Origin of the sequence: Plantactinospora sp. KBS50, from assembly GCF_002285795.1 — a bacterium.
In the GTDB taxonomy this organism is placed as follows: Bacteria; Actinomycetota; Actinomycetes; order Mycobacteriales; family Micromonosporaceae; genus KBS50.
Map to the genome: position 1 here is coordinate 3,896,941 of NZ_CP022961.1, position 26,251 is coordinate 3,923,191.

General features: G+C 72.6%; 21 protein-coding genes and 3 CRISPR repeat arrays (1 of these 24 cut by a window edge). Of the genes, 19 read left to right on the forward strand and 2 right to left on the reverse strand.

The window, feature by feature from the left end; genetic code table 11:
• Positions 1-21: 21 nt before the first annotated feature.
• Positions 22-318: a hypothetical protein gene (locus CIK06_RS16965; protein WP_095565649.1), complete on the reverse strand. Its 297-nt coding sequence runs from the start codon at positions 316-318 to the stop codon at positions 22-24.
• The gene (locus CIK06_RS16970) at positions 303-2,546 is read right to left on the reverse strand and encodes a hypothetical protein (RefSeq protein WP_157756808.1); all 2,244 of its coding nucleotides are present in this window, start codon (positions 2,544-2,546) and stop codon (positions 303-305) included. The genes CIK06_RS16965 and CIK06_RS16970 overlap by 16 nt, the downstream gene beginning before the upstream one ends.
• 68 nt (positions 2,547-2,614) lie before the next feature.
• On the opposite strand from CIK06_RS16970, the gene CIK06_RS16975 reads away from it, so the two are divergent.
• The 19 genes from CIK06_RS16975 (at position 2,615) to CIK06_RS17055 (ending at position 25,755) form a co-directional block, all read left to right on the forward strand.
• Complete coding sequence (locus tag CIK06_RS16975) at positions 2,615-2,989, forward strand: hypothetical protein (protein ID WP_095565651.1); 375 nt, start codon at positions 2,615-2,617, stop codon at positions 2,987-2,989.
• Between the two features lie 119 nt (positions 2,990-3,108).
• Positions 3,109-5,316: a hypothetical protein gene (locus CIK06_RS16980; protein ID WP_232533673.1), complete on the forward strand. Its 2,208-nt coding sequence runs from the start codon at positions 3,109-3,111 to the stop codon at positions 5,314-5,316.
• 8 nt (positions 5,317-5,324) lie between these two features.
• Positions 5,325-6,833, forward strand: coding sequence for a hypothetical protein (locus tag CIK06_RS16985; protein WP_232533674.1), 1,509 nt, complete (start codon positions 5,325-5,327; stop codon positions 6,831-6,833).
• Positions 6,824-7,066, forward strand: a complete 243-nt coding sequence (locus CIK06_RS31185) for a hypothetical protein (protein ID WP_232533675.1) — start codon at positions 6,824-6,826, stop codon at positions 7,064-7,066. The genes CIK06_RS16985 and CIK06_RS31185 overlap by 10 nt, the downstream gene beginning before the upstream one ends.
• On the forward strand, positions 7,063-9,459 hold the full coding sequence (locus CIK06_RS16990) for an RAMP superfamily CRISPR-associated protein (RefSeq protein ID WP_095565652.1): 2,397 nt from the start codon (positions 7,063-7,065) through the stop codon (positions 9,457-9,459). Before CIK06_RS31185 ends, CIK06_RS16990 begins: the two co-directional genes overlap by 4 nt.
• Positions 9,459-11,138 carry an RAMP superfamily CRISPR-associated protein gene (locus CIK06_RS16995; protein WP_095565653.1) on the forward strand — a complete coding sequence of 560 codons (1,680 nt, stop codon included), beginning with the start codon at positions 9,459-9,461 and terminating at the stop codon, positions 11,136-11,138. Before CIK06_RS16990 ends, CIK06_RS16995 begins: the two co-directional genes overlap by 1 nt.
• The gene (gene csx19, locus CIK06_RS17000) at positions 11,135-11,800 is read left to right on the forward strand and encodes a CRISPR-associated protein Csx19 (protein ID WP_157756809.1); all 666 of its coding nucleotides are present in this window, start codon (positions 11,135-11,137) and stop codon (positions 11,798-11,800) included. The genes CIK06_RS16995 and csx19 overlap by 4 nt, the downstream gene beginning before the upstream one ends.
• Positions 11,797-13,722 carry a TIGR03986 family CRISPR-associated RAMP protein gene (locus CIK06_RS17005; protein ID WP_232533676.1) on the forward strand — a complete coding sequence of 642 codons (1,926 nt, stop codon included), beginning with the start codon at positions 11,797-11,799 and terminating at the stop codon, positions 13,720-13,722. The genes csx19 and CIK06_RS17005 overlap by 4 nt, the downstream gene beginning before the upstream one ends.
• A complete protein-coding gene (locus tag CIK06_RS31190; protein ID WP_232533677.1) occupies positions 13,656-14,378 on the forward strand; it encodes a hypothetical protein in 723 nt (240 codons plus the stop codon). The genes CIK06_RS17005 and CIK06_RS31190 overlap by 67 nt, the downstream gene beginning before the upstream one ends.
• Positions 14,379-14,511: 133 nt before the next feature.
• Complete coding sequence (gene cas6 / locus CIK06_RS17010; RefSeq protein WP_095565655.1) at positions 14,512-15,201, forward strand: CRISPR-associated endoribonuclease Cas6; 690 nt, start codon at positions 14,512-14,514, stop codon at positions 15,199-15,201.
• 134 nt (positions 15,202-15,335) lie between these two features.
• A CRISPR array of direct repeats spans positions 15,336-16,351; the repeat unit is 30 nt; unit sequence GTCGCCCATCACCCCTGGAGGGATCGCAAC.
• 166 nt (positions 16,352-16,517) lie between these two features.
• Positions 16,518-17,921: a hypothetical protein gene (locus CIK06_RS17015; protein ID WP_095565656.1), complete on the forward strand. Its 1,404-nt coding sequence runs from the start codon at positions 16,518-16,520 to the stop codon at positions 17,919-17,921.
• Entirely contained in the window at positions 17,921-18,982 is a 1,062-nt protein-coding gene (cas7i, locus tag CIK06_RS17020; RefSeq protein WP_095565657.1) for a type I-B CRISPR-associated protein Cas7/Cst2/DevR, read from the forward strand. The genes CIK06_RS17015 and cas7i overlap by 1 nt, the downstream gene beginning before the upstream one ends.
• Before the next feature lie 11 nt (positions 18,983-18,993).
• On the forward strand, positions 18,994-19,758 hold the full coding sequence (gene cas5, locus CIK06_RS17025) for a CRISPR-associated protein Cas5 (RefSeq protein ID WP_232533678.1): 765 nt from the start codon (positions 18,994-18,996) through the stop codon (positions 19,756-19,758).
• Complete coding sequence (gene cas3, locus CIK06_RS17030; protein ID WP_232533679.1) at positions 19,755-22,235, forward strand: CRISPR-associated helicase Cas3'; 2,481 nt, start codon at positions 19,755-19,757, stop codon at positions 22,233-22,235. The genes cas5 and cas3 overlap by 4 nt, the downstream gene beginning before the upstream one ends.
• On the forward strand, positions 22,232-22,780 hold the full coding sequence (locus CIK06_RS17035; RefSeq protein ID WP_198347902.1) for a CRISPR-associated protein Cas4: 549 nt from the start codon (positions 22,232-22,234) through the stop codon (positions 22,778-22,780). Before cas3 ends, CIK06_RS17035 begins: the two co-directional genes overlap by 4 nt.
• Positions 22,777-23,757: a type I-B CRISPR-associated endonuclease Cas1b gene (gene cas1b / locus CIK06_RS17040; RefSeq protein WP_095565658.1), complete on the forward strand. Its 981-nt coding sequence runs from the start codon at positions 22,777-22,779 to the stop codon at positions 23,755-23,757. The genes CIK06_RS17035 and cas1b overlap by 4 nt, the downstream gene beginning before the upstream one ends.
• Before the next feature lie 3 nt (positions 23,758-23,760).
• Positions 23,761-24,024: a CRISPR-associated endonuclease Cas2 gene (gene cas2 / locus CIK06_RS17045; RefSeq protein ID WP_095565659.1), complete on the forward strand. Its 264-nt coding sequence runs from the start codon at positions 23,761-23,763 to the stop codon at positions 24,022-24,024.
• A gap of 89 nt (positions 24,025-24,113) precedes the next feature.
• Positions 24,114-24,616: direct repeats of the CRISPR family, unit length 31 nt; unit sequence GTCGCCGCATCACCCCTGGAGGGATCGCAAC.
• Between the two features lie 44 nt (positions 24,617-24,660).
• Complete coding sequence (locus tag CIK06_RS17050; RefSeq protein WP_095565660.1) at positions 24,661-24,891, forward strand: hypothetical protein; 231 nt, start codon at positions 24,661-24,663, stop codon at positions 24,889-24,891.
• Positions 24,892-25,128: 237 nt separating this feature from the next.
• Positions 25,129-25,755, forward strand: coding sequence for a hypothetical protein (locus CIK06_RS17055; RefSeq protein WP_095565661.1), 627 nt, complete (start codon positions 25,129-25,131; stop codon positions 25,753-25,755).
• Between the two features lie 156 nt (positions 25,756-25,911).
• Positions 25,912-26,251: a CRISPR direct-repeat array (repeat unit 26 nt; unit sequence CCCATCACCCCTGGAGGGATCGCAAC) (it continues 365 nt past the right edge of the window).

Genomic DNA, 26,251 nt, shown 5'->3' on the forward strand with positions numbered 1-26,251 from the left:
AGGAGGCGTGGGTGCCCGATGTCAGCGGGTCGGTCGCAGGGTGATGGCGGCGTCGATCTTCGCGCCGATCCGCCGGTGCAGGGCGAGCAGTTTGTTGCCGCGGCCGGGGCCACCGGGACGAAGGTCCGTGGCCGCGGTGACGGCGGCCCGCAGCAGGGTCGCGACGTCGCGGGGCAGCGCCGCGGCCTCGGCGGCGGTCAGCCCTCTCTCGTCCGGAGCGAGGGTGTCGGCCGCGGCGGCAACCACCGCGTCCGCGTCGGGGATGGTGCCGTGGGTGATCGGTGCACGGTCCCGGGCCGCGTTCAGCAGCAGCAACACCCGCGCCGACCGGGCGACGTGCTGATCATCGGACCACGCCTCGGCTTCCAACAACTCGCGGAACTTCCCGTATCCCCCCGCCAGCCGGCCTTGACCGACGCCTCCATCGCGTCGGCGGCGAGGACCAGCAGGCGGATCCGAGCCTCGGGTGACGTGACGTGTCCGAGCGCGTCGTCGACCAGTTCCAGGCGTTCGGCGATCATGCCCCGGCCCCAGCCGGTTCCCTGATCACCGTCGGTCAGCGGTTGCCGGCTGGCGAACGCGTCGGCCAGCCGTCGCGTCTCGTCCGCGACGCCGGATCCGATGGCCGATGCGGCGAGCAGCCGCCAGGCCACGTCCAGCTCAAGGTTGTGCAGTGACGCCCGGGCGGCGTGCAGCAGCGGAAGGTCTCCGCCGGTCAACGCCGGCCACAGGTGCACATCCGAGTACGCGCCGGCCGTCTTCGGTATGGCCATTTCCCGGACGAACAGGGGGATCCCGTGCCGGGCACCGATCCGCCGCATCGCGCGCAGCAACGCCAGCACGATCGGCTTGCCGCCGGTGGGTACGAGCAGCAGCGCCCCGGTGCCGGGCGTGATCCTGGCCTCGATGGCCCGCTCGACGGCGGCGAGGTCCGGAACCTTGCCCTGGACCGGCTCGGCCCATGCCTCACCGCGGATCCGGCCCCCGGATCTACGCCTCCCGCCACGAGGTCGGCCCTCGGTCCTGGCCAGCCCGGAGCGGACCGCTTGGACGTCCAACTCGGCGTTCGGGTAGCTGCCCTCGGTGCCGAAGACGACCGCCCGGATCCGGATGTTCGGCGCCTCATCAAGGTGCGCGGTCACCACGCCGGGAAGACCAGCCATCAGTTGCTCCCCGACGGTTTCGGAGTGCCGCCGATCGGTGCCGGCCGCCGGTTCCCCGGGCGGTCCGGTGCGGTCCCTGCGCCCCTCCGGACGGTCGCCGGTCCCGGCGGGCCAGACGGCCAGCACCGTGTCGGCCGGGGTGACCGCCGGTTCGGGAAGCCCTGCCTCCCGCCAGCCGGTGCCGTCGACGTCGTACCGGCGCAGGTAGGCACCGATGGTGCCGGACTCGCCGGGTGCCGGCGGCTTGAGGCAGTGGCTGCCGTTGCCGATCTTCCGCAGGGCCTGCACCTCGGGCGAGCACAGCCAGGTGTGCGAGGGCAGGCCGATCGATGCCCGGACCGCCGGATCTTCGTCCCGCATCCGCGCCACCCAGCCGAGCATCGGCCCCAACGTCACGTACGCACGGCCTTCCTCGTCGCACAGCGTTCGCTCCGCCCGGCGGAGCAGATCCTCGGCCCCGGGGTGATCGGCCCGGTCGATGTCGAGCAGTTCTTCGTACCGGCTGGTGACGTAGCGACGCACGGCCATGCTGGCGGTGCCGTCGCGGCGGACCACGGCGTCGGCGACCACGGCGCGCAGCGATGCGCAGTCGCGGACCGCCAGGCCGTCCCGGTGCCGTTGCGCGGCCCGGCCGACCAGGTCGCGGGCGGCGTCGCCGAGCCGGACGGTCGGCGGATCCGCAGTGGCCGCCGCCTCCAGCGCGGCGAACAGACGCCACCGGACGAGCACGCCGGCCACCGGATCGGCGTCGAGGTCGTCGAGCGGGTCGATGATCGGATACCTGCCCGGCTTCGACGTGGGTACGAGCTGCCACCGCAGGCCGGCACGGGACAGCGCGGTGAGCACGCCCATGGCGATCCCGGTGGCGCCGGATCCCCAGGTGAGCAGCGCCTGCCGGTAGCGCGGCGCCGGTTCCAGGTGGTCGGTGACCGCCGCGACGACGCCCTTCTCGTCCAAGCCCTTGGCGAGGAGCACGACGGTGGCCCGTTCGACCGGACAGGTGGCGTTCCCGGCCGCGAGGTGGCCGAGCACGTCGACGAGGACTCGTGCGATGGGCTCGGTGTCCAGCGGATGCGCCGGGTCCTGCCGGGTGCCGAGCACCAGCACCGACACGTCCCGGGTCGCATCGTGGCCGGTCAGCTCGTCCAGCACGCCGAACAGCGGGCTCGGTGGACACGTGCCGGGAGCGTCATCGTGCCACTCGTTCTTGGTGAGCATCCGGCGGGCCACCTCCGCACCGCCTCCGTCGGACAACACGTCGGCGAGCACGGCTCGGCGCTGTGCCACCCGCTCCGCACGTACCTCCTCGGTGACCCGGGGACTCTGGGGCTGGGAGTCGAGCAGCAGGTCGGCTTCCCCGGCAATGTGGACCACTAGGCGCATGCGGGACATTGTGGATCCCGCCGGCCTGGCATGTTACCCGCTGTCGGGATCCTGACTACGCTGATGCGATGGCCGACGGTGGCGACGCGCCCGAGGTGCGCAACCTTACGCCGCACGTGGTGCGGCTGATCGGCGACGGGCAGATCGTCGCACTGGAGCCGGCGGGGCCGCCCGCCCGGGTGGTGCTGCACGCCGATCGTCCCGATGGGACCGTCCGGATCGGCCCGCTGGTGGTGCCGTTGAAGCGGACCGCGGCATCGCCGCTCGTCACCGGCCTGCCGGAGCGGCGCCCGGGGGTCCTGCTGATCGTGGCCCGACCGGTGGCGGAGGCGCGGCCGGACCGGGACGACCTCGTCTATCCCCATGACACGGTCCGAGATGCCGCCGGGGTGATTGTCGGGTGCCGGTCACTTGGCCGGCCGGCCCTTGCCGACGACACCTGACTCCGGTCTGCTGGGCTTCCTCAACCGTTCGGGTCGTCCACACCCGCCCGTCCCGGCGCGCGCCTCGGCGACACGTACCCACGTTCAGATACTTTTGTAGTTGAAAGACTTCAGTAGCTGTGGGTAAGTTGCCCTACGTGCACGTCTTCCCCGCCGAGATCCCGCCTGCCGAGGTCCACCGCTCCGACGTGGTGGAGGTACGGGTCGCCCGAAAGGTGGCCCCGCTGTTCGGGCTCGGCGCCGACCTGCCGCCGTACCACCGGTCCTGGGTGTGTGACTACACCGCGCTCTCCCTCGCGGAGATCGGCCGGGGGGCGCCGAGCCCGGACCGCACCGAACGGTCCCGGCTGGACACCGCCGGTGGCACGACCAACCCGGCCGGCACGACCAACCCGGCCGGCACGGGCGATCCCGGCTCGGGCTGGAGCTGGTCGGGTCGGGCGGTCTGGTTCCCGCAGCCCGGTTCGCCTCCGGGTGCGCTGACCAACGCGACGCTGAACCGGTACGGCCCGGACACCAAGGCCGCCGCCGTGCTCGCCGCCGCGAACCGGCTGCTGTGCGGACCGACCTCGGCCCTGGCAGCCGCGTGCCGGCACCTCGCGGCCACCGGTTGCGACCCCGAGGTACGGCTGGCCACGTGGGCCGGGCTGGTGTTGGAGGTCTACCGGGCGCAGCCGGCGCTGGTGGTCGCGGCCGTCCAGGCCCGCCAGGTGCAGCGGTCGCTGTCGGCCCGCTGGGGCGCCCAGGTCGACCGGGCCGGGGTTGCCGGTCACGACGCGCCGTCGGAGATTCATCCCGCGGGCGGCGGTGCCGGCCCCGATGACCCGGCTTCGCGATGGCGACCGACCGACTTCGACCTGGTCGACTCGACCCTGCCACTGCTCGGGCTCGCCGACGACCCAACCGCCGACCCGGCAGACGGCCCGGTCGACGGCCCGGTCGACGGTCCGGTCGACGGTCCGGGCACCGGTCTGGCGCTGTTCACCCCCGACGCGCTCGACGACGTCGCCTCGGCGTGGTGCGTGCGGCTGCTCCGGGTCGGCCAACCGGGCCGCGGCGTGGTGTGGCTGGCCGAGGACGGCGACGGTTCCCGACGGGTGCATGCCATGCTCCGGGTCGGGGCCGTGGTGGCGCCGTTCGTCGCGGCCACCCTCGGCGGTACACCCGCGGCCAACCGGACGTCATTGCCCGTGCTGCCGGTGCCGCCCACCGCCGACGCGCTGGCCGGCATCCCGCGGCCGGAACGGCGTGCCCTGCTCCTGGCCACGCACGTGGCGGCCAACTACGTGCGCTACCGCGACGAGTTGCTGCTGGAGTGGCCGGACCTGCGGGCCGCGACCCGGGAGCTGGTGGCCGGCGCGGTCGAGCGAGCCGCCGAGGTCCTCACCGCCGACGATCCGGTGTCCCTGCAACTGGCCGCATACGCGGCGTACCTGCAGGTCTGGGATCTGTCCCGGGAGAGCGACGCGATCGCGGGCAAGGAGCGCGACGCGCCTGCCGCGGTACGGGAGCTGGTCGCCGTGCAGCACCGGACCATGTCGTCCTGGCGTGCCGGCCTGCTCGACCCCGGCGCCGCGGCGTACCTGCTGGAGATCGGCGTCGTGGCCCTGCGCGGCGTGGCCGCCGACCCGGCGGCCGGGACCGCCGCCGGCAACGCCCCGGTCCGGACCTGGTGGTCGGCGATCCTCGAAGCGCGCGGCCTGGAGCCCGGGTCCGACCTGGCCGCCCGGATCGACACGCTCGGTGAAGCGCAGGTGTTCCACCTGCACCACTACGCCGCCTGGTTGGCCGTCGGCGGGCGACGGGCCGACCTGCGGCGCGCCCTGGCTGTGCAGGAACGGGTGGCGGCCGTACGCGCCGAGGTGGCCCGCCGCGAGCCCGCCGGGTTCGCCGCGAAGTCCGCGGCGGCGCGGGCCGGACACGAGCTGGCCGCCGAGATCGCCACCGAGCTGGCCCTGGTCACACCCGATCGGGAGCGCGGCGCCCGGGTCCGCGCGCTGGAGACGGCGGTCCTACACGCCCGAGCGGTGCTGGCCGACCCGAGCACCGGTGGGTTGCCCCGGTCGGCCGCCGGGAATCCGGCGACGCTGCGGACCGCCCGGGTGGTGGCCCGGGCGCTGTGGACCGCCGCCGCACATGGGGTGCCGGTCGCGGCGCCGGACCGCGCCGCCGCCGTGGGCTTCCTGGACTCCGTGCTGACGGTCGACCAGACCGAGCCGACCAATCTGGCAAACCCGGCGGACCCGACGCGGCGGCCGGCACTGGCCGAGCTACGCCGCTGGCGGGCCGACCTGGCCGATCCCACCGACCCTCCTTCAACTCTGTGAGGCCAGCCATGAACAGTGCACCGGGCGAGGACGAGTCCGGCATCCGCCACTGGGTATTGATCGAGACCGGCGGCAACCAGCGCTACATCTTCGGCAGCAACCGGCTGCGGCACATCGTCGGCGCGTCCCAGCTCGTTCAGGATGCCGGCACGGTGTGGGTCAAGGAGGCGGTCAAGCGGTGCGGGCTCCCACCGGAGTCGATCGTGATGACCGCATCGGGCAAGGCGCTGCTGCTGGTCGCCTCCGCCGAGGCCGGCCGAGCGGTCATCCGGCAGGTCACCGGCCGGGCGTTGACGCAGGCGCCGGGGCTGCGGGTCACCGGGGCGGTCGGCCCGGCGTTCGACCCGGCCGACGACACCGCGCACGAGCGCGCCCGGCGCCGGACGTACGAATGGCATGCGAAGGTACGGGCCGCCCGCGCCGACCCGCTGTTACGGGACCGGATGTTTCCGTGGCACCTGTCGTGCCGCGACACCGGCTGGCCCGCCAAGCTCCGCGAAGGGTACGGCGACGAGGAGGCGGTTCCGGCCTCGGCCGGGGTGTTGGCCCGATCCCAGGGCGGTGAGCGCGCCAAGGAACGGCTGCGCCGCGAGCTGGGTACCGAGCGGATCGGCATCGTTCCGGAGCACCTGGACACGTTGCGGCAGGGCGGCTGGATGGCGGTCGTGCACGCCGACGGCAACGGTGTCGGCGGGCTGTTCCAGGGATTCGCCGATCAGGTGGCCAAGGCTGAGGGCAGCGAGCGGATATCCCTCACCACCCACCTCCACTACCAGCGGGAGGTGGCCGCGCAGTTGGAGAAGGCGACCTGGGCGGCGGTCCGGGAGGCGGTCTCGGCGCTCGGCGCTGACCGGCCGGCCGCCGACCTGGCCGGCCGGCTACTGCCGATCGTGGTCGGTGGGGACGACGTCACCGTGGTCTGCGACGCGGCGCTGGCCGTACCGTTCGTCCGGGCTTTCGCCGCGGCGTTCGCCACCCACACAGGACAGCACCCGCAGTCGGAGCTGGCGCGCGTGGCGCGCGCCGCGACCGGCCGCCCCTGGCTCACCGCCTCGGCCGGAATCGCCGTGGTGAAGTCGCACCACCCGTTCGGCCGGGCATACGACCTGGCCGAGGAGCTGGTGAGATCGGCCAAGCGGCTCAAGCACGACGGTCGGTCCCTGGCCGGCTTCGACTTCCACCTGGCACACACCTCCACCCTGCTGGGACTGTCGAAGCTCCGCGAGTACGTCGAGCGCGACGACACTCGACCGGCCCGGGATACCCAGCAACCGGCCGAACCGGCCGAACCGGCCGGACCGATCGCCCGGTACGCCGGGCCGTACCTGCTGGACGGCGCCGCCCCGGACGGCGCCGCAGCGGACCTGCCGGCCGAGCTGCGCCGACGGGAGGTGCGGCTGCTGGACGAGATCTGCGACTGGCTCGGCCCCATGGCTGGCTCTCCGGCGCGCAGGCGCACGCCCTGCGCGAGGCCGCCGACCGTAGCCTGCCCGAATACCTGCATCAGGTGCGGCTGATCACCGCTCGCGCCGACGACCGGGTCAGGGCCGCGGAACTGCTCGGCGTCCAGAACGCGCCGAGCGGCGCCCAGACCCGGCACGGCCACGACGCGGCCGACAACAGCGCCGGCCCACCGGTCGGCTTCCTGCGGCTGTTCGACGCGCTGCACCTGCGCGGACTGCGGCTGGAGCAGGACGCCGCCCAGCCCGTCACCGACACGGGATCGACGCTCGTCAGGGGTGCCGCATGACCCTGCCCACCGACTTCGATGTCACGATCGAGTTCCTCTCCGACTGGCACGTCGGCACCGGGCAGGGCCGGCTCGGCAGCGTCGACGCCGTCGTGCGGCGCGACGCCGCCGGCCTGCCGTTCGTGCCGGCCAAGACCCTGCTCGGAGTGTGGCGCGACGCCTGCGAGACGGTCGCCGCGACGTTCGACCGGGCCGCGGACCGGCCGGATGCCTGGACGGCGTGGGTGGCCTGGCTCTTCGGCGACCAGGACGCGGCGGCCGGTCGGCTGCCGGCGCCCGCCGCGCTGCGGCTGACCCCCGGGTACGCCCCGGCGTGGCTACGGAATTCGGTACGCGGCCGGCCGGAACTGGCCCAGGCGGCCGTGGTGCTGCGGCCCGGGGTGTCGATCGACGGCGTCACCGGCACCGTCGCCGACCGGCTGCTGCGGGTCGAGGAACGTGCGATCCGCGGCCTCAACCTCCGTTCCCGGGTCAGCGTCGTGCTGCCCGAGCCGACCGGCGCCGGTGCGCAGCTGCCGGAGCCGGCGGAACTGATGCTGCGCGCCGGGGCGAGGCTGATCGAGGCGCTCGGCGGCAAGCGGAACCGCGGCGGCGGACGGGTCGCGGTGCTGCTGCCCGATGCCGTCATCGAGAACCCGGACGTGCACCCCACCCTCACCGACGATCGGCTGGCCGACCTGCTCGCCGCCGGGGTGCCCGCCACCCCGCCACCCCCACCGGCCACTCCGCCGGTGGCCACCTTCCACCCGTACGACCGGACCCGACCGGACCGTCGGCGGACGGTGCGGGTCGTCCTCAGAGTCGTCACCCCGGTGGTGGCCGCGAAACAGGTGCTGGGCAACCTCGTCATCGGCCGGGACGCGATCCCCGGGACGGCCCTGCTGGGCACCATGCTGGCCCACGCCCAACCGGGTCACGGCGACCGGCGGGGTCGGATCGGGCTGGCCGACATCGGCGTCGGAGACGCCGTGCCGGCGGTCGGCGACCCGGACGACCCGGTGTCCGTGCGGCCCGCCGCGCCGGTGCCGGCGGCATGGCAGCGCGGCGACAAGGGCCAGGGTGCCTCGGTACACAACAGTCTGGTACGTGCCGCGCAGCCCGGCGCCCGCGCCAAGGGCATGAACGGCTGGATCGTGCCGGACGGGGACCGGTGGCGCGTGCTCGACCCGGCCACGGCGGCCAGCACGCACGCGGTGGTGGACGACGACGCACGCCGGCCGACCGTCGCCAGCGGTGGCGTCTACAGCTATCTCGGTATCGCGGCGGACAGCCTGCTGTGCAGCGACGTGGTGCTGCCGGCCGATGTCGAGCTGCGGCTGCGCTCCGGCGACCGGCTACGGTTCGGCCGGTCCCGCAAGGACGACTACGGTTTGGTCGAGGTCGTCGACGTGGTCGAGCTGGCCGCGCCGCCCCGGCCGGTCGCCCCGGTGGACGGTCGGCTGCGGGTGTGGTGCGTCTCCGACGTGCTGCTGCGCGACGACCGGCTCAACCCGGACCCGTCACCGCACGGCCTGGCCCGGGCGTTGACGACCGCGTTGGCTCCGGCCTCCTGCGCGGTCCCCGAGTGCCAGCCGGCCTCGGCCACCGGCGTCGGTGCCGGCACCGACGCCGCGGCCGAGCCGGGGACGGCCGTGGAGGCGGTCACTGCGGCCGAGCGCCGGGACGGATTCGGGGTCGCCTGGGGCCGGCCCCGGCCCAGCCAGGTGGCGCTGCGCGCCGGCAGCGTCGTCACCCTTGAGGTGACCGGGACGCCGGACCCGGACCGGCTGGCCGGGCTGGAACGCGACGGCCTCGGCGAACGCACGGCCGAGGGGTACGGCCGGATCCGGTTCAACCCGCCGGAGCTGACCGTCGAACGGCCCAGCGTGGCCTTCTCCGACGCGGCCCCGGCACGGGACGCCCCCGCCGACCCGGACCCGCAGGACATCCCCGACGATCCGGACCCGCTGGAGATCAACGCGTGGCGGCGGGTCATCCGGCGGGCAAGCGCCGAGCTGGAGCCCGACGCCCTGATCCCGGGAATCGGCAAGATGGCCAAACGGCGGGCCCAGCTCGGCGCGCTGCGGGCGCAACTGGAACGGCTGACCCTGCCCGGTGGGTCGGCACTGGTCCGGCACTGGATCGACGGGACCCGGGCCGTACGGGCGCGCCGCGACGCGTGGGGCGAGGACACCCTCAGGAATCTGGCGGCGCTGCTACTCGACGACGCCAACCTGATCTGGCAACGCCTCGACCTGCACGGGCCGATGAACCACCTCGTCCTCGCGCCCGGCCGGGAGGACCGGATCCGCGAAGGGCTGCGCACCGAGGCGGTGGTCACGACGGTCACCGACGCGCTGCGCAAACTCCTCCGGGGCGACGCCCGGTCCCGCTCGACGAGGGAGGAACACTGATGGGACAGTCCACCGGAGAGCGCATCGAGATCCTGGGCACGCTCGTATGTGTCGGACCGGTGCACGTCGGCGGCTGGGACACCACCGCGGAGGCCAGCCTGACGGTCGCCCGCGACGGAACCGGTCGGGTGTGCCTGCCGGGCACCTCGATCGCGGGGTCGCTGCGGGCGTACCTCGGCGGTATCCACCGGTTCGGCGGCACCGCCCCGAACGACCCGGCGAACGCCCTCTTCGGCACCGTCGTTCCGGACAGCCGGGACGGCTCGCCGTCCTGGCTGCGGGTCGACGACGCGCATCTGATCGGCAACGACGTGGTACCAGTGGTCCGGGATGGGGTCGGCATCGACCGGCGCTCGGGCAGCGCCGCGGCGAACTTCCTCTACACCCGCCAACTGCTTCCGGCCGGCACCCGCTTCGCGCTGCGCATCGTCGCCGACACCCCGACAGGCGCCGACGCGCCGAACTACCCGGGCGGTTGGCCGAGGCTGATCGACGACGCCGTCGCCACCCTGGTCGCCGGGCTGCGTCAGGGCCGGGTGCCGATCGGCGCGGGGCGCGGTCGCGGCCTCGGCCGGGTGGAGTTGCGCGACGTCACGGTCCGCCGCGCCGACCTGTCCGACCCGGCCGGCCTGGTCGGCTGGCTGGCCGGAAGGACGCCGGCCACCGGGCCCGCGCCGGAGGCCGACCCGCCGCCGGACGGGCGGCTGCGGATCACCGTACGCTGGAAGCCGCTCGGACCGCTGCTGGTCCGTGACTCTGTCGCCGGCACGGTGGTCGACACGTTGCCGCTCACCGAGATGGCCGTCGACGACACGGTCCGGCTGCTGCTGCCGGGCTCGTCGATCCGGGGCACGGTCCGGGCGCACACCGAACGGATCGTCCGTACGCTGCGGCGCGAGGACGCTCCCGAGACGTTCGACGAGGCGCTGCGCCGACCGCCGCCCGGCGTCGACGTGCTGTTCGGGTCGGCGCCGACGGGCAGGCGTACCGATCCGGACGGGGCCGGCACGGACGGGGCCGGCGTTGACACCGGCGGTTCCGACTCGGGCTGGCGGGGGGTGCTTGCCTTCGCCGACTGCCACAGCGTCGAGCGCGTCCCCGCCGAGCAGTGGAACCGGATCCTCGCCGTGGTCCCCGACCGGGTGCCAGACGGTTCGAAGGCGGAGCCCCGCGAGCAGCGGCAGGAGCGCAACACCGAGCGCGACCGGGCCCGCAGTGCGCTCCGGACGACGCTGGACAAGATCCGCCTTGCCATCCCGCTGGATGTCAGCGACCACGTTGCCATCGACAGGTGGACCGGCGGGGCCGCCGACCACCGGCTGTTCAGCGTCCTCGACCCGGCCGGCACCGTGGCCTGGGACCCGATCCAGATCGAGGTCGACACCGCCCGGCTGGCCGCGTCCACGGACAGCGCCGGCGCGACGTCCGCCCCACTGGCGCTGCCGCTGCTGCTGCTCGCGCTGCGGGACCTGCGCGACGGTTGGCTGAGCCTCGGCCACGGCGGCACCCGGGGCCGCGGACAGATCCAGGTAACCGAGGTGACCTTCGCGGGCGACGGGCTGGTCGAGCCGTGGCGATCCCTGGCCGGCAACACCCTCGACGCCATCCTCGCCGACCCGCCGCCGCAGGTCGAGGCCGCGATGACGACCTGGCAGAGCACCTTCGAGGAGGCAGCATGACCACCGGTCGAGATGGCGCGGTGCTGCACGCCGTCCGCGCCGCCCACCCGCTGCGCGCCGCCGAGTCCCTCGCCTGGTTCACCCCCGGGACCCCGCCAGGCAAGGAAATCGTCGGCTACACGCTCTCCGCGCGGGCCGCCGTCTGGCTGCGGGTCGGACCCGACGGCACCGTCCAGGCCGTCGATGGTGACCCGCTCGCCGAGGCGTACGAGATGCTGCTCTTCGACGGCGACCGGGAACTGCGTTGGCTGCGTACCCCGGACGGCCTGGGCCGGGCCGTCGCGGTGGGTGAGGATCCCGCCAGCCTGCCCCCGGGCGACGACGTCACCGTCGACCAGCGCCCGGGTCGTGACCTCGCCGCCGCGACCCCACGACGCGGCGACACCCAGCGCCGGCTGCTCGCCGGGGAGGCCAGGGAACACGAGAGGACCGGCTGGACGGCCCTGGCCGGCCGGCGGATGGCCACGGTCGCCCTGCCGATGCCGTTCCCCGGCACCGGCCGATGGATCGCCGTCGAGACGGTCGAGTACCTGGTCGAGGACGGCCACGGCAACCTCGACGTGGCCGACTCCCGGACCTGCCGACTGCTCCCCCTCGACGAGGCCCAGACCCTGGTACGCACCGCACCCGCATCGACCCACGCGGAGAGGACGACGGCATGACCGACCAGCAGGGGCTGTGCATCACCGTCGAGACGAAGATGGTCAAGCGCGGAGATGCGCTCGAAGGCGTGATTCCCATCAGCGCCAGGGCCAAGGACGCCCGGCCGAAACAGCTCCACCGCCGTGAGTGGGACGTTGCCCTCGCCGAGCACGTCACCACGATGGCCGAGGGCGACAGTGTCGCGGTCGAGGTGACCATCGACCGGCGCACAGGAATTCGGGACGCCAGGCTGCACGGAGTCGCGGCGTTGCCCAGGATCACGCCCGACCCCGAGCGGGCCACGGCGGTCGCAAAGAATGGCGGGACCGTCAACCCGTACACGTTCGTGCCGACCCCGCCCCGGATCGGCCTGGATCGCACCGGCATGGCGGACGGCGCACCCGCCAGCCACGCGTACCACACGGCCGGGCAGTGGAGCGGAACGCTGGCCCTGACCCTGACCACCGTCACCCCGCTACTGCTGCCGGTGCTCGCGGCCGACCAGCCGAAGGACGGGCCCCGGGCCTTCGAGGTACGGGTCGACCCGACTGGCATGCCGCTGATCCACGGCGCCTCGCTCAAGGGCGCGCTGCGCAGTCCCTACGAGACGATCACCGCGAGCCGGTACGGGGTCTTCTTCGGGCATCACAAGCGGCTCGCCTACCGGGTCCCGGCCAACACCGCCCTCGATCTCACCCCGGCCCGCGTCTGCGAGCAGGAGGACGGCCGCAAGGTCTTCCGGATCTGCCGGGGTGACGTCGACTGGATCGAGCCCAGCGAACCGAACAATCAGGTGCAGTGCGCGGCCTGGGTCCCCGCCTACGGTGCGCCGCCCGTGCGCCGGCTCGGCGGACTGGACGCTCAGCCACTGACCGCGCACCACCGCACCCGGGTCCACGCCCGCGTCGTGCTGTACCAGTACGAACGCACCCGCGGGCGGACAACCCGATTCCAGGTCTGGCGCGCGACCCACCTGGCCCGCAGCAAGGCCGAGATAGAGACGAGCCTGCGTGTTACCCGGCACGTCGATGTCGAGTCCGCTGGCAGCCTGACGCGCGTGTCCGCGGTCGCGCCCAGAGTCGTTCAGGGCTGGCTGTCGGCGACCGGCAGGACGATCGGGTCCAAACACGACGAGCGGCTGTTCATCGAGAGCCCGCAGCTGACCGACGTCCCGGTCGAAGGCGGGCATGAGGAGTACTGGCAGGCGGTGCTCTCAGCGTACGACCAGGCGCAGGATTACAACGACCCGAACGCCACCCAGTCGCGTACCAGGCTCGGCGGCACAAACAAGCTGACCCGCTCGCCCCATGTCGGCAACAAGGAGCTTTACGAGCTGCCTGTCGGCACGCTTGTCTATGTGAAGTACGACCGGGGCGAGGTCAGCCAGGTGCACCCGGTGATGATTGGCCGGCTACCCTTCGACAGCTCGCCCGGCGAGTTGCTGCCCGAGAGCCTACGACCGGCGCCGGTCCGCGACCAGCTCTCCTCCGCCGACCGGCTGTTCGGCTGGGTGCCCAGCCATGATGACGACGGGAACGAGGACGACGACGGGGCCAACGACGGGGCCTCGGGTTACCGGGGACGGCTACAGGTCCATTCGATCATTTGCACCACCAAGGACTGGGGGCCGCCGGGCAGCTTTCCCAAGGACGGGGTGACGCTGGCGCCGTTGAGCAGCCCCAAGCCCACCCAGTTCCGCTTCTACGCCTCCCCCGACCGCGAGGGCTCACCGATGCCGCGAAAGGCCGCGAAGGCCACCGGGTACGCCGCCGGCAGTGGTCTGCGGGGCCGCAAGATGTACCGCTGGCGGGAGGAGACCCCCAGCACTGGGAGCCGATTTCCGACCGCGAAGACCCGGCACGGGCGTACCTCGCGATGGAGGACCAGCGGAAGAAGCCCACGCAGCTCTCCCGGCACCGCGGCTGGGTACGCCCCGGCGTGACGTTCGAGGTTGAACTGTTCCTCGACGGCGCCGGCGAGGACGAACTCGGCGCCCTGCTGTGGTTGCTCACCCGCGACGACGCGCCCCTGCGGCTCGGCGCCGGCAAGCCGTACGGCTTCGGCGTCGTGACCGCCGGGGTCGACTGGGACCAGACCAGACTCTGGGACGCGGCCGGGGTGCGGGCCGGCTGGTTGGGGCTGGCCCGGCCCGAGGTTGAAGGCCGCGACCGGCTCATCGGGCTCGCCGAGGCATTCGCCGGCACCGCACATGGCAACGGGATGCTGCGGGAGGCAACCGAGTCGTATCTCGCAGCGGCCCGACCGGTCAGCGAGCCGGTGCACTACCCGCGCAAAACTCCCCAGCCGCAGGCCGAAAGCTACGAATGGTTCGGCTGGAACGACCAAGCCAGAAACGGGACGGTACTCAACGGTTGGGCGTTGCCCCACGTGCGTGATCCCGAGCAGCGGCTGCCCTTCGCCGACGATGAAGGTCGGGCTGCGGGGACCGCAGGTGGTGCTGATCAGCGTCGCAGCGGCTCAGGTAATCCCGGTGCCGGGCGTTCGGGCAAGCGAAAGTCCGTACCTCCGCAGAGTCGCGGCGGGTCCGGCCAGGCATCCGGTCGACCCGGCCGTGGTGGCAGGGGACGGCCGGGTTAGCCGTCCAACCTGAGCCGACTGCCCTCGTTTCTTCATCACGAACATCACTCGCACTCGATCGCCCGCCGGCCGTCTCGGCGGCGGCGTCCGCTCGTTGCCTTCGAGTGGAGACTCAGGAAACGGAGACCAGGACATGCGGTTCTACGTGGACGTCGCGGGGCCGGACGCGGCGCTGCCGTGGAAGCACGTACACGGGGTGGCGCACGCCGTGGTATATGGGCTGCTCGGCGACCAGGCGCCCGACCTCGCCACCGACCTGCACGACCATGGCTGGAACGGCACCGGCCTGCGCCCGATCGGCATCACGCCGCCCGCCTTCACCGGTGCCCGGAGGAAGCCCGGCGCGTTCATGATGTCGACCAACGGCCGGATCTGGTTCGGCTCCCCCGTACCCGAACTGGCCGCGTTGCTGCTGACCGGCGTGACCAGCCGCCGCGAGCTGCGCTGGGGACCGGTCACCCTCACCGTCAAGGGCGCACAGTTGGAGCCGGTCGGCGGCGCGGAAACGCCGGCCGTCCTGGAAACCCGCACGCCCATCCTGATCAAGGCCGAGGGCGATCGGTACCTGCTGCCCGAGGACGACGGGTATACCGAAAGGCTGCTGGCCAACATCCGGCGCAAGGCCAAAGCGCTCGGGGTGCCCGGCGACGCCGACCTTGAGGTGCTGGACGCCGGCAAGCGCCGCCGGTACGACGTGTGCGGCGGCATCCGGATCGGAGCGACCGCGAAGATCCGCCTGCACGCCGACCCCCGCCTTGTCGACGCGCTTCGCGAGTGGGGCCTCGGACTGGCCACCATCGAGGGTTTCGGCTGGGTCCGCTGAACACGACCGGCCGGCTCGCGCACCGCTCCCGGCCCGACGCTCTGACCAGCACAAATGCACGACCGGCGGTCCGCTGCAAAATCGACCCCAACCGAGCCCCAAAAGACGGCCCTGACCTGCGACTTAAGGTTCGGGTCACCCATCACCCCTGGAGGGATCGCAACGTGGGGCGCTGCTGTGCGGGACCTGCCACGTAACGGTCGCCCATCACCCCTGGAGGGATCGCAACTCGTCACGGTGTGGCGCTGGCAGATCAGCTGGTGCGTCGCCCATCACCCCTGGAGGGATCGCAACATGCCGTCCCGCCGGCGGCCCGGCCGCTCGGGAGGTCGCCCATCACCCCTGGAGGGATCGCAACCCGGCCTGGGCGCGGCGTTGAAGCATGCGCACCGAGTCGCCCATCACCCTGGAGGGATCGCAACACCAGGCTGGGCGCCCAGCCTGGGGCGACGGGGTCGCCCATCACCCCTGGAGGGATCGCAACTTGATCAGTTCCGCCGCCCACAGGTATGTGTCGATTGTCGCCCATCACCCCTGGAGGGATCGCAACAGCCGCGCCCAGACTCCCGAGTAGATGACCTCGGGAGTCGCCCATCACCCCTGGAGGGATCGCAACTCTCGCTCATGGCTGCGCTCCGTCAGATGGTGGTGGTCGCCCATCACCCCTGGAGGGATCGCAACTGCGTCTTCTCAATCTGGATTGCCGCCCGCAGGCGGTCGCCCATCACCCCTGGAGGGATCGCAACATGACCTCCGCCGCTCGGGCCTCCGGCCCGCCGGCGATGTCGCCCATCACCCCTGGAGGGATCGCAACGGGTCCGGGTGTCGGGCACCCCACCGGACAGGACCCGCCAGTCGCCCATCACCCCTGGAGGGATCGCAACAGAATCCTGCGTAGCTGGCCGGCCACCTCAGGCGTCGCCCATCACCCCTGGAGGGATCGCAACCCTCAGCCCAGCCGCGCTTGGTGAGCTTGGCGCCGAGTCGCCCATCACCCCTGGAGGGATCGCAACGCCGGGTGCGGTGGATCTGCCTGGACACCCGGTCCCAGTCGCCCATCACCCCTGGAGGGATCGCAACGGGTACCTCCCGATCGGGGCTCCGGTCTGCGTTGGCGCGCGTCGCCCATCACCCCTGGAGGGATCGCAACACGGTCTGCCCGATGAGCTGTAGTTCCTGATGGGACGGGTGGGCACGCACGCATCGGCATCAACAGTGGACGGTCGCCGGCAAGGTCGTGGATTCGAAGCCGTGTCGTCGGTGTCGACCGCTCGTTTGCCAGTCCGGTGACCACAACGTGAAGGGAGGTCGGGTCCATGGGGTTGTCCACGACCGTGGCCCCTCCGGCGCTGGCGCTGACGGCGCATCCCCTGCAACGGTGCGGCGCCTGGGCGGTTGCCGTCCTCGCTGGCCGCGACGAGCCTGGCGAGCTCACCCCGGACGACCTGGACACGGTCGCGGGCCGGCTGGTCGACGACGTGGTGACCGCGTCCACCAAGCCGAAGAAGCCGGAGCCGGACTGGTGGAAGGTGCTGTTCGCGCTCTACCCGAACGCCAAGCCGACCCACGCGAAGCGTAGCCGCGATCCGGACACGCTCCGGCCGGCGGTGGTGGCGCTGTTCGCCGCAGATCAGCCGGGACCGACCGCGCTGCCCTGCGCGTTCTGCTCGGCACCGGCGACCGTGCTGTGGGCCAAGTCCCATCTGCCGATGTTCGACACGCCGCACGCGGTGAACAATCTGCCGCCGGGCACGGCGGGCTGGCCGGTGTGCCGGGGCTGCCGGATCGCGCTCTGGGCGCTGCCGTACGGCGCCTGGCTGACGGCCGGCTCGGCGACCGTGCTGATGTGCGCGAACCCGGCCGTGGAGCGGCGTTTCGTCGACCGCAACGTCACCCGCGCCCGCCGTATCCAGCAGGTGGGCTTCACCGGCGTACCCGTCGACGCCGGCGCCGAGGCGGTGGCCCTGGCCGCGTTGCGGGCGCACGCCGCCGACGCCCCGGCCGACGCGGTGCTGTGGTCGTTCAAGAACGACAACAAGTCGCCGTGGCTGAAGGTGAGCGCGACCCGCCAGGCCATCGCCCGGCTGCTTGTGCGGATCGAGTCCGACCGGGCGACCCGCCGCGGTTGGCGCCGGCTGCGTCGCGCGCTGGCCGGTCGGAACCGGGACCGTCGCGGCCACGCCGCCATCGCCCGGACGCTCTTCGCGGGCGAGCCCGGTCCGGTGGACCGGCTGCTGCGCGCACTGCAGCACGAGTTCACCGACCCACCGAACGATCCTGCCACCACCGACGGGTGGCGGCGGCTGGCCCGCGCCTATCAGGAGGAGATGTACGGCATGGACGTCGAGCGGCTCGCACCGGCCCGCCGGCTGGTCGCGGCCTGGATCATGGCCGAGCGTAACCCGCGCGGCCGGTTCAACGAGTACGCGAAGGTCGCCGGGAAGGGCTACGACCTGCACAGGCTGCTGATGGAGGCCGGCGCCCGGCTCCTTCGGGACGGCGGCCAGCCGCCCGACATCAGCGGGGTGGCGCCGGCGCTGCTGTCCGGCGGCCCGGACAGCTGGCGGTGGCGGGCGCAGTTGTTCTTCGAGGTGGTGGCCGACCTGGTCGAGGCCAGGGCGGCGATCGGCCGCAAGCCCGACGAACCCGACGGGGACGAGGACGAGGACGACGCCACGATCCGGTTCGACCCCAACGAGATGGAAGAGGAGTACGCCTGATGGCCTACCTGGCCGGCAAGCTCGTGCTCGCGGTGACCGCGGGCGCCCCGAACAACGGTCGCGGCGAGGCGACGACCGGCCGGGTCAAGCAGACCCGGATCCGGCAGCACATCTACCCATACGTCTCGGCGCAGGCCGCCCGACGCTGGCTGCGGGACACCATGACCGAGCAGGGCGCGGTGCCCTCCCCCACCGAGCGGGTCGGCAGGAAGCAGAGCAAGGCGCAGAAGGCGACCACCGAGGCCGACCCGCTCCGGTACGTCGACGACGACCTGTTCGGTTTCATGAAGGCCACCGCAAAGTCGGAGGACGCCGACACCACGTTGCGGGACAGCCCGTTCATGATCGGCACCCTGCTCTCGGTGGAGCCGGCCCGGCCGACCGAGGACTTCGGGGTGATGGCGCGCGGCATCGACGACCCGGTGCTGCACGCGCACGAGTTCTACACGGCCGACCTGGCCGCGCCGTTCCTGATCGACCTGCCGCGCATCGGCACCTTCACGACGCCCAACGAGCGGGGCGCGGGAAAGGCCAACTACCTGACCCGGGAGGCGGCGCTGGCGGTGGCCGAGGCGGTCAACGCGGGCGCGGAGACCGTACTGTTCCGCGGCCAGCCGGCCGTGCGGCTGCCGCTTCAGACCCGGCGCGAGCGCGCCGCCCTGCTGCTGGAGGCGCTTTCCGAACTCTCCGGCGGCGCCAAGAAGGGGCTGCACTACGGCGATCGGACGCCGACCCTGCTGATGCTGCTGGCCATGGAGGGCGGGGTGAACCCGCTGGAGTTCGCCGTCGGCGGCGCCGACGACGGCTCGGGGCTCCAGGTACGCGGCGACGTGCTGCGCGCCGAACTGGAGGCGTGGGACGGTCGGTGGCAGCCGCCGGTCCGGGTCGGCTGGCGGCCCGGCTTCCGGGACGTCGAGCGCAAGCAGTTCGAGGCGGACGTGGCCGGGGAGATCGACGCCGGCACCGTCACCGTGCAGCATCCCCGCACGATGCTGCGCACGCTGGCGGCGGAGCTGCGGGCCGGGGTCCACGACGCCTGGTTCGACGACCCGGCACGATGACAGCCAGACCGATGACGACCGGAGCGGTGACAAGCGGCGCGACCGGCACGATGCCGTCCGGCACGACCACCACGGGACCACCGGGCGGAGGCGGCCCTGTCGAGGCGACCCGGATCGAGCTTTTCGCCCCGGTGGCGTCGTTCCGGGACCCGATGTTTCCCGGGTTGACCCGGTGCCTGCCGGTGCCACCGTCGTCGGCGTTGCGCGGCATGCTGGCCGCCGCGACCGGTGCGGCGGCGGAGCCGGTGCCGCTCGGCTACAGCGCCCGCGCCGCCGGTACGGGCGTGGACGCCGAGACGTACCACCCGATCGCCGCCGACGGCGCCAACCCGGCGGTCGCGGGACGGGTCCGCGCGGTCAAGGGTGGAACGACCGTCAAGGACCGGCCGTTCCTGGCCCACCTGAGTGTGACACTGTGGATTCCCGAGCCGGACGGCACCCGGATCGCGGCGGCGTTGCGCCGCCCGGTCTGGGGGCTGCGGCTCGGCCGTTCCCAGGATCTGGTGTACGTCCGGTCGGTCAGCCCGGTGTTGCTGCGGCCGGCCGACGTCGCGGTGGTGGGGCACGCGCTGGCGCCACCGGGCGGGCACGACGCCGGTGCCGCGGTCACGGTACGGCTCGCCGAGTGGATCGCCGCGGACCGGCTGACCACCCGCTACGGCGACTACCTGTGGTGCGCCGAACCGGCCGGCCGGCTCCCGGTGCGACACGCCCTCCGCGACGGTGACCGCGCGGTGTGGTTGCGGCCCGCACCCGCCGGGCCGGGCCAACGGTGAACGGCCCGCATCCGGCCGCTGCTGGCCTGGCGGCCGGCCCGGCGCAGAATCCGGCGCAGGATCGGATCCTGGACGAGGTGTGGGCCAAGTCCGTCGACCGGAGCGGCCGGACCGGCCGGGTGGGGCGCGCCGAACGGCTCACCGAGCACAGCCGTGCCACCTGGGTCGCGGCCGGCACGATCGCGGACCGGATCGGGTCCGCGGGCGTGCTCGCCGGTTGGTCCTCGTTCTGGCCGCTGGTGACGCTGGCCGCGCTGCTGCACGACGCGGGGAAGGTCGCCGAGGGATTCCAGCGGCAGGTCAAGCTGCGCGGGCACCGCTGGGGTGAGCGCCACGAGGTGCTGTCGCTGGCGTACGTCGAACTGCTCGCCGGCGGGCTGCCACCGGCCGACCTGGCGCTGCTGCTGGCCGGGGTCGGGCTGCACCACCGGTGCCTGCGCTCGGAGAGCGGCAGCGGCGCGCTGCGCGACCTGTACCCGGAGTCGGCGGCGTGGGAGCGCATCTTCGGCTACCACCCCGACCCGCCGCCCGGACAACCCAACGGTCAGGTGCCGGCGCCGCGGCACCGCGCGCTTCTTGCCTGGTACGCCGGACAGCTCGGCCTGGCCGTGCCGCAGGATGGGCAGCGGCGGCTGTGGCAGCGCGCCCGGGACCAGTTCGCGCGGCTGCGCGTCGCGTGGGACGCTCCGGTCGACCCGGAACGCGGGCTGGTAGCCGTCCTGTTCCAGGGGGCGGTGACCCTGGCCGACCATTCGGCCTCGGCGCACGTACCGTTGCAGACCCATCTGCCGCTGCGGCCGGACTACCTGGCCGGTTTCGGCCGCCGGCCCTACCCGCACCAGGAGCGGGCCGCCGCCACCGACGGGCATCTGGTCCTGGTCGCCCCCACCGGCTCGGGCAAGACCGAAGCCGGGCTCGGCTGGGCGGCCCGGCAACTGCCCGCCATGCCCGGACGGCCCCGGGTGGTCTGGGTGCTGCCGTACCGGGCGTCGATCGACGCCGCCGCCACCCGCTTCGCCCAGGACCTCCGGCCGGCGCCCGGCCAGGCCGGTGCGCCCGGCGGTGCCAGCGCCGAGGCCGAGGCCGAGGCCGGAGCCGACATCGGGGTGCTGCACGGCTCGGCGGCGCTGTCCGTGCTCGCCGACGCGACCGAGGACGACTGCGTACCCACCGCCGCCGACGCCCGCGGGGCCGGCGCCCGCGCCGGGGCGATGCGGCTGTTCGCCCAGCGGTTCCGGGTGGCCACCGTGTACCAACTGCTGATCGGGGCGGTCGCCGGCCCCCGGTACGCCAGCGTGCTGCTGGAACAGGCGAACAGCCTGATCGTCCTGGACGAGCTGCACGCGTACGATCCGCAGACCTTCGGCCGGATCTGCGCCGCGATGCGGTTGTGGGAGGAGTTGGGCAGCCGCGTCGCCGTGGTGTCCGCGACCCTCGCGCCGCCGATGGTGGAGCTGATCCGGGAGACGTTGCGGCACCCCGTGAGCGTGCACCGCGCAGCCGCCGGGACCGCACCCGACCGGCACCGGCTCGTGCTCGACGAGCGGCCGCTCACCGACCCGTCGAGCCTGGCCGTCATCCGGGAATGGCTCGCCGACGGGTACAGCGTGCTGCTGGTGGCCAACACCGTCGCCACCGCCCAGGAGCTATACCGCGTACTGGCACCGGAGGTCGACCCGGCGGACCCGGACGCGACGCTGCTGCTGCACTCCCGGTTCCGCGCCCGCGACCGGGCCGCGATCGAACGGCGGCTGCTCGCCCGGCACGGCGAACGCCGCCCCGGGCAGTCGGCCCGGCGCGGCGGCCTGGTGGTGGCCACCCAGGCGGTGGAGGTGTCGCTGCGGCTGGACTTCGACCGCGGTGCCACCGAACTCGCCCCGATCGAGGCGGTGGCCCAGCGGGCCGGCCGGGTCAACCGGCTCGGCCACCATCCCGAGGGCGCGGTGCCGTACCGGGTGCACCGCGGCGAGCGGCCCCACCCGTACCCGCCGGATGCCCTGGACGCGGCGTGGTCGGCGCTGAACGACGCGCCCGGACCGGTGATGTCCGAGCAGACCGTCGACCACTGGCTGACGCTGGCGTACCGGACCGACTGGGGCCGACGCTGGGCCGAGCAGGCGCGACACAGCCGGGACGCCTTCGGGGAAACGTTCCTGACCTTCACCGAACCGTTCACCGACCGCACCGAGTTCCTCGACGGGCTCCGCGAGTCCTTCGACACCGTCGAGGTGCTCCTCGAAGCCGACCGGCAGGAGTACGCGCGTCTCACCGCCGGACCCGACGGCCATGCGCTGCTCGGCGCGGGTCTGCTCATCCCGATCAGCTACCGGCAGTGGCACACGCTCGACCGGACCGGCACCATCGGGCGCGGCATTCCCGTCGTCGACGCGCCCTACAGCCCCGAGCATGGTCTCGACCCGGACGGCACCCATCGAACGACCACACCCCTGCCGAGCGCCGAGGACACCGTGCTGTGAAACCGCACCCGGACGCCGCCGCGAATCCGCCTCCCGACCCCGACGACGTCGACGACGACGGCATCGGCGGCGTGCACATCAAGTATCTGCTGCACTGCCCCCGGCAACTGTGGCTGTACAGCCACGGCTACCGGCCCGAGGCGCGCAACGAGGCCGTCGCCTTCGGCGAGGTCGTCGACGACACGACGTACCGCCGGCACCATGACATCGACCTGGGCGCCGCGAAAATCGACTGGGTGACCCGCGGTGCGGTCGTACACGAGACAAAATCGTCCCGGCAGCCGTCGCCGCAGCACGAGGCGCAGGTCCGGCACTACTGCCTGCTGCTGGCCCGGCGCGGCGTCAACGTCCGGGGCGGTGTCGTGCACTACCCGCTGATCCGGCGTACCACCAGGGTCGCCTGGGACGACACGGCCCGGCGGGCGGCGGAGACGGCCGAGGCCCAGGCCCGGCAGGTCAGCGCCGCCGCCACACCGCCACCGCGGCTGCCGCGCGCAAGCTGCCGCGGCTGCTCCTACCGCGACTACTGTTGGGGAGACTCGTGAGCGCCAGCGGACAGAGCTACTGGCTGACCGAGCCGTGCCGGATCCGGCGCGAGGACAACAGCATCCGGATCGAGCGGGCCGACCGCACCCCCGTACGCATCCCGATCACCGACATCCGCGACCTCGTGGTCTTCGACAACGCGGACATCAACACCGCCGCGGTGTCGCTGCTGAGCCGGCACCGGATCACCGTGCACCTGCTGGACCACTACGGCAACTACGCCGGGGCGCTCACCCCGGCCGAGGACATGTCCTCGGCGCACGTGGTCCGCGCGCAGGTCACACTCACCGCCGACCCGGTGGCCCGGCTCGCCGTCGCGCGGGCACTGGTCGGCGCGACCGCCGCCAACGTCGCCTGGGCGCTGGACACCGACCTGCTCGCCGGTCCCCTCGAACGGCTGCCGGCTCAGGTCCGGGCGTGCGCCGACGCCGAGGAGCTGATGGGCATCGAGGGCAACTTCCGGCGTACGGCCTGGGGTGTACTCGACACGCTGCTGCCACCCTGGTTGCGACTCGGCGGTCGCAGCCGCCGGCCACCCAGCAACGCCGGCAACGCGTTCATCAGCTACCTCAACGCCATCACGTACGCGCGGGTGCTCACCGCGATCCGGTGCACGCCGCTGCATCCGGCGATCGGCTTCCTGCACGCCGACAGCGACCGGCGGCGCAACACCCTCGCCCTCGACCTCGCCGAACCGTTCAAACCGCTGCTCGCCGAACGGCTGCTGCGCCGGGCTGCCGCGCAACGCACCCTCACTGCCGCCGACTTCGTCAGCGACGTGCGCAGCGCCTCCCTCAGCACCGCCGGACGGAAGAAGGTATCGATCATGGTACGCGAGGAGTTGGCCACCACGGTCCACCACCGACAGCTCAAACGGAAGGTCTCCTACGAGGAACTGATCCACCTGGAGGCGCTCAAACTCGTCCGGCTCTGCCTCGAAGGCACCCCCTACAAGCCGTTCCGTCCGTGGTGGTGAACGATGTTCGTCGTTCTGGTCTACGACACCGCCGTCGAGCGCAACCCCAACGCCCTGCGGACCTGCCGGCAGTACCTGCACTGGGTCCAGCGCAGCGTCTTCGAAGGCGAACTGTCCACCGCACAACACCGCAGCCTGATGACCGCCCTCCGTCAGCAACTCGACCTCGGTCATGACAGCGTCCGCGTCTACCGGATAGGCTCCCCCCACCTCGTCCAGGTCGACGCCCTCGGCACCGAACTCGGGAACTCCGACTCGGTGCTCTGACCAGCACAAATGCACAACCGGCGGTCCGCTGCAAAATCGGCCTCAACCGAGCACCAAAAGGTGGCCCTGACCTGCGACTTAAGGTTCGGGTCGCCGCATCACCCCTGGAGGGATCGCAACATCAGCAACACCCGCCGCCACCCATCCGGGTCGCAGGTCGCCGCATCACCCCTGGAGGGATCGCAACCGGTAGGGGTGGCGTTGCTCTGGCGTCCATCCGGGCGTCGCCGCATCACCCCTGGAGGGATCGCAACGGTCGGCCGGATGGTTGGGGGTTGATGGCTTGGGGTCGCCGCATCACCCCTGGAGGGATCGCAACTGGCCGCCGTAGACCACCCTTCTGACCCCGACCTGGTCCCAGTCGCCGCATCACCCCTGGAGGGATCGCAACCTGCGGAGCGCGGCCGGTCTGGCCGCGCTCCGGCTGGTCGCCGCATCACCCCTGGAGGGATCGCAACCGTACTTCCTTCAGTGGATGATTTGCGATCATCCACGTCGCCGCATCACCCCTGGAGGGATCGCAACCGGTTTGCTGCGGGTCCGACACCGCGGCGAGCTGGGGTCGCCGCATCACCCCTGGAGGGATCGCGAGGGCGTACGATCACGAAAGATCCGCCGCCGGTCGGTGGTCGGGATGTGGACTATGACCAGCAGCGGCGGGATCTGGTTGCGCAGGGCCGGTCCAACTGCGGGCGCATCGCGATCAGCGTACGCGGCATGCAATCCTGGCTTGTACGCATCGCCCCCGGCACGGTACGGCAACTGGACGAGGAACAATTCGCGGCACGGCTCCGTGAGGCAGCCGGCGAACTGATCCGCGACCAGTTCGCCGGAATCCGCGTACTGAAGAGCCGGATCTACGGCTGAGTCCGGGAGGGTGTCGTGACTTCATCTCACCGCCGCGGCCCGATCGTCTGGTCGGTACTGGTGTGCCTGCTGCCCACGGCCACGGTGAGCGGATGCACATCCGACTCGTCCCGCCCGCAACCCTCGGCATGCGCCGTACCCACGGCCGCTCCGTCGGGCACCGAGGGTCCAGCAGACCAGGCACCAGGCGGCGGTGGCCTACAAGTCGTCGACCACGGCCACACCGAGAAGAGTTCTGTGAGCCTCGGCGCGATTGTGCGGAACACCGCCAGCCAGATCGCCTATCGAACCACGGTCACCCTGCGGGTGTCCGATCCGCAGGGACGCACCGCGATCGACCCGCTCAACGCCGCACAACTCATCCTCGAAATCCCCATCATCATGCCCGGCCAGCAGGTCGCCGTCGCCTCCTCAGCCGGACTCCGCACCGACCTCAGCCCCGCAGGAAGGCCGGACAAGGTGGCATCCTTCGACGTCACGCTCGGCCCAACCCTCTGGCTCCCACCCGAGAACACCACACTGTTCCCCACCGTCACCACCACCTACCTCGGAGTCGATCGCTTCGATGGGGACCCGACCAGCGGTAGGGTGCGGTACTCCGTCACCTCCACGTCGTGCCGCCCGCTGGTCGCCCGAGGCAGCTTCGCGGTCTTCCTCGACCAGACCGGCGCCGTGGTCGGCGGCGCGTTCGACCCGGACACCACTTCGCCACACTGCGATGCCATGGACCATGAGGAGTCGCTGTCAACGATCCACAGCATTCCGACCGGGATCGACGAGGCCAAGACCGTGGTCAGCGTCTACTGCGACATCGCCACAGTCGGCGGCGGCCGGGTGAAACCCTCCGGCGCACCCTTCAACTGACCGAAAACCCAGCCGTACGTGTGCCGCCAGCCGCGCCCCCGACGACGACCCACGTTCGGTACGCTGACCAGCACAAATGCACAACCGGCGGTCCGCTGCAAAATCGGCCCCATCCGAGCACCAAAAGGCGACCCTGACCTGCGACTTAAGGTTCGGGTCACCCATCACCCCTGGAGGGATCGCAACTCCAACGTCTCAACCGCGTCAACAGACGCAGCAAGGTCGCCCATCGCCCCTGGAGGGATCGCAACGCACCCTGGTCTACGACGATCCGGCCACCCACCGGCTGGTCGCCCATCGCCCCTGGAGGGATCGCAACCCCAACCCAACATGGCCGGCATGCTCGCCACGCTGGTCGCCCATCACCCCTGGAGGGATCGCAACCGGACCGGTTCGCCGTGGTGGAAGTCGTGGAGGAGGAGGTCGCCCATCACCCCTGGAGGGATCGCAACCCCATCGCCTCGGCGACGTCACCGCCGAGAGTGAGTCGCCCATC

Excerpts from the sequence above, each read along its gene's own strand:
- CIK06_RS17015 (WP_095565656.1), top strand. The coding sequence starts at position 16,518 with ATGGGGTTGTCCACGACCGTGGCCCCTCCGGCGCTGGCGCTGACGGCG.
- CIK06_RS16975 (WP_095565651.1), top strand. The coding sequence starts at position 2,615 with ATGGCCGACGGTGGCGACGCGCCCGAGGTGCGCAACCTTACGCCGCAC.
- CIK06_RS16990 (WP_095565652.1), top strand. The coding sequence starts at position 7,063 with ATGACCCTGCCCACCGACTTCGATGTCACGATCGAGTTCCTCTCCGAC.
- cas7i (WP_095565657.1), top strand. The coding sequence starts at position 17,921 with ATGGCCTACCTGGCCGGCAAGCTCGTGCTCGCGGTGACCGCGGGCGCC.
- CIK06_RS31190 (WP_232533677.1), top strand. The coding sequence starts at position 13,656 with ATGGAGGACCAGCGGAAGAAGCCCACGCAGCTCTCCCGGCACCGCGGC.
- cas6 (WP_095565655.1), top strand. The coding sequence starts at position 14,512 with ATGCGGTTCTACGTGGACGTCGCGGGGCCGGACGCGGCGCTGCCGTGG.
- CIK06_RS17005 (WP_232533676.1), top strand. The coding sequence starts at position 11,797 with ATGACCGACCAGCAGGGGCTGTGCATCACCGTCGAGACGAAGATGGTC.
- CIK06_RS16995 (WP_095565653.1), top strand. The coding sequence starts at position 9,459 with ATGGGACAGTCCACCGGAGAGCGCATCGAGATCCTGGGCACGCTCGTA.
- CIK06_RS16985 (WP_232533674.1), top strand. The coding sequence starts at position 5,325 with ATGAACAGTGCACCGGGCGAGGACGAGTCCGGCATCCGCCACTGGGTA.
- CIK06_RS16970 (WP_157756808.1), bottom strand. The coding sequence starts at position 2,546 with ATGCGCCTAGTGGTCCACATTGCCGGGGAAGCCGACCTGCTGCTCGAC.
- csx19 (WP_157756809.1), top strand. The coding sequence starts at position 11,135 with ATGACCACCGGTCGAGATGGCGCGGTGCTGCACGCCGTCCGCGCCGCC.
- cas2 (WP_095565659.1), top strand. The coding sequence starts at position 23,761 with ATGTTCGTCGTTCTGGTCTACGACACCGCCGTCGAGCGCAACCCCAAC.
- cas5 (WP_232533678.1), top strand. The coding sequence starts at position 18,994 with ATGACGACCGGAGCGGTGACAAGCGGCGCGACCGGCACGATGCCGTCC.